The following is a 6560-nucleotide window of genomic DNA, read 5'->3' as shown; positions in this document are numbered from 1 at the left end:
AATTCGTATATTGTTCTGCTAAAATTGTATATACCAAATAGATACGCTTTAGAATAGCTGTCTTCAAATGTTTTTCCGTTCATTTTAATAGAAATAATCTAAATCATGAAAAATTCATTACTACTCTTCATTGCATTCTTAGCTTTTACATCGTGTTCAAAACATCAAGGGGAAAAAAATGTTGCGATCACTGGAATAGATTCCACACTGCGACCAGGTGATGATTTTTTTAAATATGTAAATGGCAAATGGTATGATTCTGTGCCAATACCTGCATCTCAAGCCGGAGTTGGTGCTGGTATGTTTATGAATTACCCACAACGAATGCGCTTGCAAGTAATATTGGACAGTATTTCGCAAAGCAAGAATCCGGCAGGAAGTATAGCACAAAAGGTAGGGGACTTTTATGCATCAGGTATGGATACTGTAACCATTGATAAACGCGGTTATACACCTATCAAACCTCTATTAGCCAAAATTGAAGCAATTAGCGATGTGCCGTCCTTAATGAACTTTGTGGTTAATGAAGTAAAAGTGGACAATTCTTCTATTATAGGTTTCGGAGTGTTACCCGATGATAAAAACAGTAGTATGAACATTGCTCAAGTCTATCAAACAGGTATCGGTTTGCCTGACAAGGACTATTATTTCAAATCAGATTCATCAACTGTTGCCATACAGAAATCGTACAAAAAATACCTTGCCGCATTATTTCAGCAAACAGGCAGCAATGCCAAAGAGGCTATAAAGAATGCGAATTTGGTTTACGATATTGACAAACAACTTGCACTTTCGCATAAAACAAAAGTTGAACTTCGCGATGTACAGGCAAATTATAATAAAATGGCTGTGACAGATCTTGTAAAAAGACATCCCAACATAGGTTGGACTACTTTTTTAAAAAAAAAATTCGTATATTGTTCTGCTAAAATTAAATATACCAAACAGATACGCTTTAGAATAGCTGTCTTCAAATGTTTTTCCGTTCATTTTAATAGAAATAATCTAAATCATGAAAAATTCATTACTACTCTTCATTGCATTCTTAGCTTTTACATCGTGTTCAAAACATCAAGGAAAAAAAAATATTGCGATCACCGGAATAGATTCCACACTGCGACCAGGTGATGATTTTTTTAAATATGTAAATGGAAAATGGTATGATTCTGTACCAATACCAGCATCTCAAGCCGGAGTTGGTGTTTATATGTTTATGAATTACCCACAACGAATGCGCTTGCAAGGAATATTGGACAGTATTTCGCAAAGCAAGAATCCGGCAGGAAGTATAGCACAAAAGGTAGGGGACTTTTATGCATCAGGTATGGATACTGTAACCATTGACAAACGCGGTTATACCCCTATCAAACCTCTACTTGCCAAAATTGAAGCAATTAGCGATGTACCGTCCTTAATGAACTTTGTGGTTAACGAAGTAAAAGTGGACAATTCTTCTATTATAGGTTTCGGAGTGTCACCCGATGATAAAAACAGCAGTATGAATATTGCCCAAGTCTACCAAACGGGTATCGGTTTGCCTGACAAGGATTATTATTTCAAATCAGATTCATCAACTGTTGCCATACAGAAATCGTACAAAAAATACCTTGCCGCATTATTTCAACAAACAGGCAGCAATGCCAAAGAGGCTATAAAGAATGCGAATTTGGTTTACGATATTGATAAACAACTTGCCGTTTCGCATAAAACAAAAGTTGAACTAAGGGACGTGCAGGCAAATTATAATAAAATGGCTGTGACAGATCTTGTAAAAAGACATCCCAACATAGGCTGGACTACTTTTTTAAATAATTTAGGTGCCAAAACCGATTCTATTAATGTATGCCAACCGGCCTATTATGATGCCCTTAATAAGCTCTTAAGAACCATTCCCATTACGAATTGGAAGATTTACTTGAAAGCAAATTCTCTGGAAAGATATGCAGATGACTTAAGTAAGCCTTTTGTAGATGCTTCATTTGAATATACCAAAGTACTTTCCGGTCAAGCTGTTCAAAAATCACGTGGCGAAATAATGGCGAATGTCCTTGATAATTACTTAGGCGACGCGTTGGGCGAATTGTATGTAAAGAAATATTTTTCAGAAGATGCCAAAAAGCGTATGTTGATTCTGGTGAATAATCTGCAAAAAGCGTATGCCAAAAGAATTGATAAATTGGAGTGGATGAGTCAAAGTACAAAACAAAAAGCCAAAGAAAAATTGGCAGCTATGACTAAGAAAATAGGATATCCGGACAAATGGAAAGATTATAGCAATGTACAGATAGCGAGGAACACTTATTTTGAGAATGTAGTTTCGGCTGCTACAGTTGCCTATCAATTTCAATTGGCAAAATTGGGCAAACCAGTCGGTAAATCAGAATGGTATACTACAGTTCCAACAGTTACGGCTTATAATAACCCAACTGCAAATGAAATTGTTTTTCCTGCAGGTATTTTACAACCCCCGTATTTTGATAATAATGCAGACGATGCGCTTAACTATGGAGGTATTGGAATGGTTATAGGCCACGAAATGACCCATACTTTTGATGATCAAGGTGCCCAATATGACAAGGATGGAAACTTAAAAAACTGGTGGACAAAAGAGGATTATGCAAAGTTTAAATCAAGAATACAACAGGTTATCAATTTGTACAGCACGTATACCGTTTTAGGCGATCTGCACGTTAATGGCGAAATGACAGTTGGTGAAAATACGGCGGATATTGCCGGAATAGCAGTTGCTTATGATGCTTTTAAAATGACTGAAGAAGGAAAAGGAAATACAAAAATTGACGGTTTTACTCCAGATCAACGCTTCTTTATTTCTATAGCCAAAATATGGAGAGTAAAAATGAAAGACGAGTTCCTGCGTTTGTTGATTAACAATAACCCACATTCTCCACCAAATTGGCGTGTTAATGGCCCCCTAATGAATACGACACCTTTTTACGACGCCTTTAATGTACAACCAAAAGATAAAATGTTTTTGCCAAAGAAAGAGAGAATAACAATTTGGTAATACACTAGCTCTGTGGAGTATTCCCGTGAAAAGCTACGCAAAGGTCCCTGTGAACTTTGCGTAGCTTTTTGGCTTATTAGAAATTATGTTTCAACTTTTGAATAGGAAAATAGCTCACAAAAAGTTGGAATTTGGAATTTAAAAATATTGGAATTTACCCTATAAGTATGACTAAAAACAAAAAGCCTCAGATTTCTCCGAAGCTTTTGGCTAGTGCCAGGAGGTATTCAAATATGTATGCAGTTTATTGGAGACTTTTACTAAAATGTTCTTAGTTTATGGGGACGAAGTTGGGAGACTTTGCGCGACAGGGTTGCGGAGATTTCATAAAAGTGTATTGTTTAACCAAATTTCTCCAGTATTGTCCTTTCGACGAAGGAGAAATCTTCGCAAGAAACTCCACAATATAAGGTAATTACGGATTTCCATAATAAAGCTATGAATTTATTAATGTTATTTGTTGTTAGTACTCTTCTTGGTTGAAGAGTTTATTGTTTAATTTAAAAATATATTATGGAAAAAACTGAAGCTATTAAGCCAGGGCCAAAGCCAAAAACTCCTGATGGAACACCTGATGAAAGAAGGAGAGTTACTCCGCCAAATCAACCAAAACATCCGGATTTAAAACCTCATATTCATAAGCCAAAAGATTAGAGGTTTAAGTTTTTTGAGTTTAAAGAAAAGACAGCTTTATAACTGTCTTTTTTCTGTGTTATGATGATAAATAAGATTTGTATTCAGTTTGTTTTAATTTAATTGCATAAAGAGAGTAATGTATAAATTTGTTTTAAAGTCAGAGACTTTATAGAGGTTTGTGATTTTAAGACTTTTTAAAAAGGGCAAAGTCGGAGACATTTGCGCAGCGGATTATTACAATATTTTAGCATGTACATCTTAATTTTTTCTATGCTTTTTGTTTGTATAGCCACTCCTATAAGTGCTAAAAAGCATCAATCCAATTTAATATCCTTTTGATAGTTTGTAGTGGAAATATTATATATTTGAAAATAAATAAGATATGAAATTTATCACACATATAAATACGTTGGTGGCAATTTTGCGAGACTTCTAACCTACATTAATTAACAAGAAATAAAAAATGAAATTAACAATTACAATCGGACTTCTTTTAATTGGACATCTTACATTTGGACAAGACAGAATTCAAAAAATTGACAGTTTACTTAATTCCCTTTATTCAAAAGAGAAAATCAATGGAAATGTTCTAATTGCAGAAAAAGGGAAAGTTATATATAGCCATAGTTTTGGACTTGCAAACGAAACAACAAAAGATAAATTGAACGAAAATTCGATTTTTGAATTGGCATCTTGTTCAAAGCAGTTCACAGCTATGGGGATAATGATACTTAAAGAAAAAGGGAAGTTGAATTTGGACGATGACATCAAAAAATACTTACCCGAACTTTCTTTTTATAAAGGTATAACTGTAAGAAACTTATTAAATCATACTGGAGGTCTACCAGACTATATGCAGCTTATGGATAGTTTATTTGACAAATCTAAAATTGCCACTAACAAAGACATAATTACTATATTTAGTAAACATCAACCAAAAATATTATTTGAGCCAAATACTAAATGGGAATATAGCAACACGGGTTATGCACTATTGGCATCAATAATTGAGAAAGTATCGGGTTTGACATACGCTGACTATCTAAAGAAAGCTATTTTCCAACCGTTGAAAATGAAAAATACCTTTGTGTACACTCGTAGATTATCGCCAAAGAAAATTGACAATTATGCTTTTGGTTATGTTTACTCAGATAGTTTGAAAAAATATGTTTTACCAGACGAATTGAAAGAAACTAAAATGGTTATTTGGCTTGATGGTATTGTTGGAGACGGAACAGTTAATTCAACTGTAAAGGATCTGCTGATTTGGGATAGAGCATTATACACCAATAAATTACTCACAAAAGAGGGAATGAAAGCAGTTTTTGAAGTAACAACTTTGAAAGACGGAGCTAAAAGAAATTATGGTTTTGGTTGGGGAATTGAAGAAAATACTGATTTTGGAAAAATTGCAAACCATAGTGGTGGTTGGCCAGGTTACGTAACTTTTATCGATAGACATATTACAAATGATAAAACAATAATAATACTTCAAAATCACAACAACGTTACAATTCCTTCAAAAGCAATTAGAAGTATTCTATATAATAAACCATTACCTGTGCAAAAAATCAGAAAAGAAGTTATTATTACAACTGAAGAACTTCAAAAGCTTGTTGGGACTTATCAAGTTGAAAAAGATTTTGAAATCAAAATTTCATTAGATAAAGACCAACTATTTTCACAATTGACAGGACAAAATGTGTTCCCGATATTTGTAGAAAGTGAAATGTTATTTTTCTATAAAGTAGTAGATGCACAAATTCAGTTTGAAAAGAACGAAAAAGGAGAAATTTCAAATTTGTTTTTATTACAGAATGGAAATAAGATAGAAGCAAAACGGACGAAATAAAAACGGCTACCAACACACCTGCTAAAACCTCAGCTCTCCGAAGAGTTCTTATGAAAAGCTGCGCAAGTGTCTCCGACTTTGCGCAATTTTTATTGTTGTAAGAGAATGAAACCTCTATAAAATCTCTAACTATTATCAATATCTTCACGAGAATAAAAAGGCAAATAGAATAATTTAGTACTATTGATTATTCAAAAACAGAAATCCTATTTATATATGTCTTTATTCAAAATCAATTGCCTAAACTAATTTTACTTTTTCAGTACTTTTGAAATTTAAAACAAGGTTTCGAATACTTGAGATTACAAATCTGCGTGATTGAAATTAGAAATTTCAATCTAAATTAAATTCATTGATTATGGAATCAAATAAAAATAGCAATAAAGGTTACACACCTATTGAGCCTGATATTTATGATAAACTAAATTGGGATTACGATTTAATTGTCCAATGCTTGGAGTATATCCGAAAAGAGATTCCAAATATTTTAAAAATTGAGGATAATAAAGTTGATGTATTTTTAGTTTCGCTATGTAATTTTTTAGGACAAAATTATCCTGCAATTGGGATTAGATGTAAATCAAATTTAAAAGACCTTGTAGATTTTGATTTTTTTGAAATTGACGAGAAAATAGAAACCTGGTTAGACAGTATTGGAGGAGTTGAATCTTTAAAGCAAAAATCAAAAGGTATTAAATGTATTGATTGGAAGACATAGGAGTTGTCAAGTTTTTGTTCTGATTTTTTAATTTCACAACTCTGTAACTTTGCGAGATTCTTGTTTCTCTATAACTCTTGACCCAAAGGGTTCACAAAAAGTTGGAATTTGGAATTTAAAAATATTGGAATTTTCCCTATGAGTATGGCAAAAACAAAAAAGCCTCAGATTTCTCTGAAGCTTTACCTAGTAGCGGGAACAAGACTCGAACCTGTGTCCGCCGTGGCGGATATAAGCCCTCTGGATTATAATTTAAAATTAGATTTTATAATAAATTATGTTTCAATACTAGATTTTAAGTAGTCTTCTATTTTGAAAGTTTTTGTTAT

General features: G+C 33.1%; 5 protein-coding genes. All 5 read left to right on the top strand.

The annotated features are described in order from the left end of the window. The first annotated feature begins 105 nt into the window (after positions 1 to 105). The 5 genes from AB674_RS15400 to AB674_RS15385 all read left to right on the top strand — a co-directional run bounded on the left by AB674_RS15400 (position 106) and on the right by AB674_RS15385 (position 6231). A complete protein-coding gene (locus tag AB674_RS15400) occupies positions 106 to 1128 on the top strand; it encodes a M13 family metallopeptidase N-terminal domain-containing protein (RefSeq protein ID WP_240478095.1) in 1023 nt (340 codons plus the stop codon). Continuing rightward, complete coding sequence (locus AB674_RS15395) at positions 1013 to 3025, top strand: M13 family metallopeptidase (protein WP_047778012.1); 2013 nt, start codon at positions 1013 to 1015, stop codon at positions 3023 to 3025. Before AB674_RS15400 ends, AB674_RS15395 begins: the two co-directional genes overlap by 116 nt. Positions 3026 to 3538: 513 nt before the next feature. Further along, positions 3539 to 3679, top strand: a complete 141-nt coding sequence (locus AB674_RS22860; RefSeq protein ID WP_165579383.1) for a hypothetical protein — start codon at positions 3539 to 3541, stop codon at positions 3677 to 3679. Between the two features lie 445 nt (positions 3680 to 4124). Beyond that, the gene (locus tag AB674_RS15390) at positions 4125 to 5513 is read left to right on the top strand and encodes a serine hydrolase (protein ID WP_047778010.1); all 1389 of its coding nucleotides are present in this window, start codon (positions 4125 to 4127) and stop codon (positions 5511 to 5513) included. A 358-nt stretch (positions 5514 to 5871) separates the two neighbouring features. Further along, positions 5872 to 6231 carry a hypothetical protein gene (locus tag AB674_RS15385; protein WP_047778009.1) on the top strand — a complete coding sequence of 120 codons (360 nt, stop codon included), beginning with the start codon at positions 5872 to 5874 and terminating at the stop codon, positions 6229 to 6231. Positions 6232 to 6560 lie beyond the last annotated feature (329 nt).

The organism is Flavobacterium sp. ABG, from assembly GCF_001027725.1.
Lineage (GTDB): Bacteria > Bacteroidota > Bacteroidia > Flavobacteriales > Flavobacteriaceae > Flavobacterium > Flavobacterium cupriresistens.
This window is presented reverse-complemented; position numbering and strand designations above follow the sequence as displayed.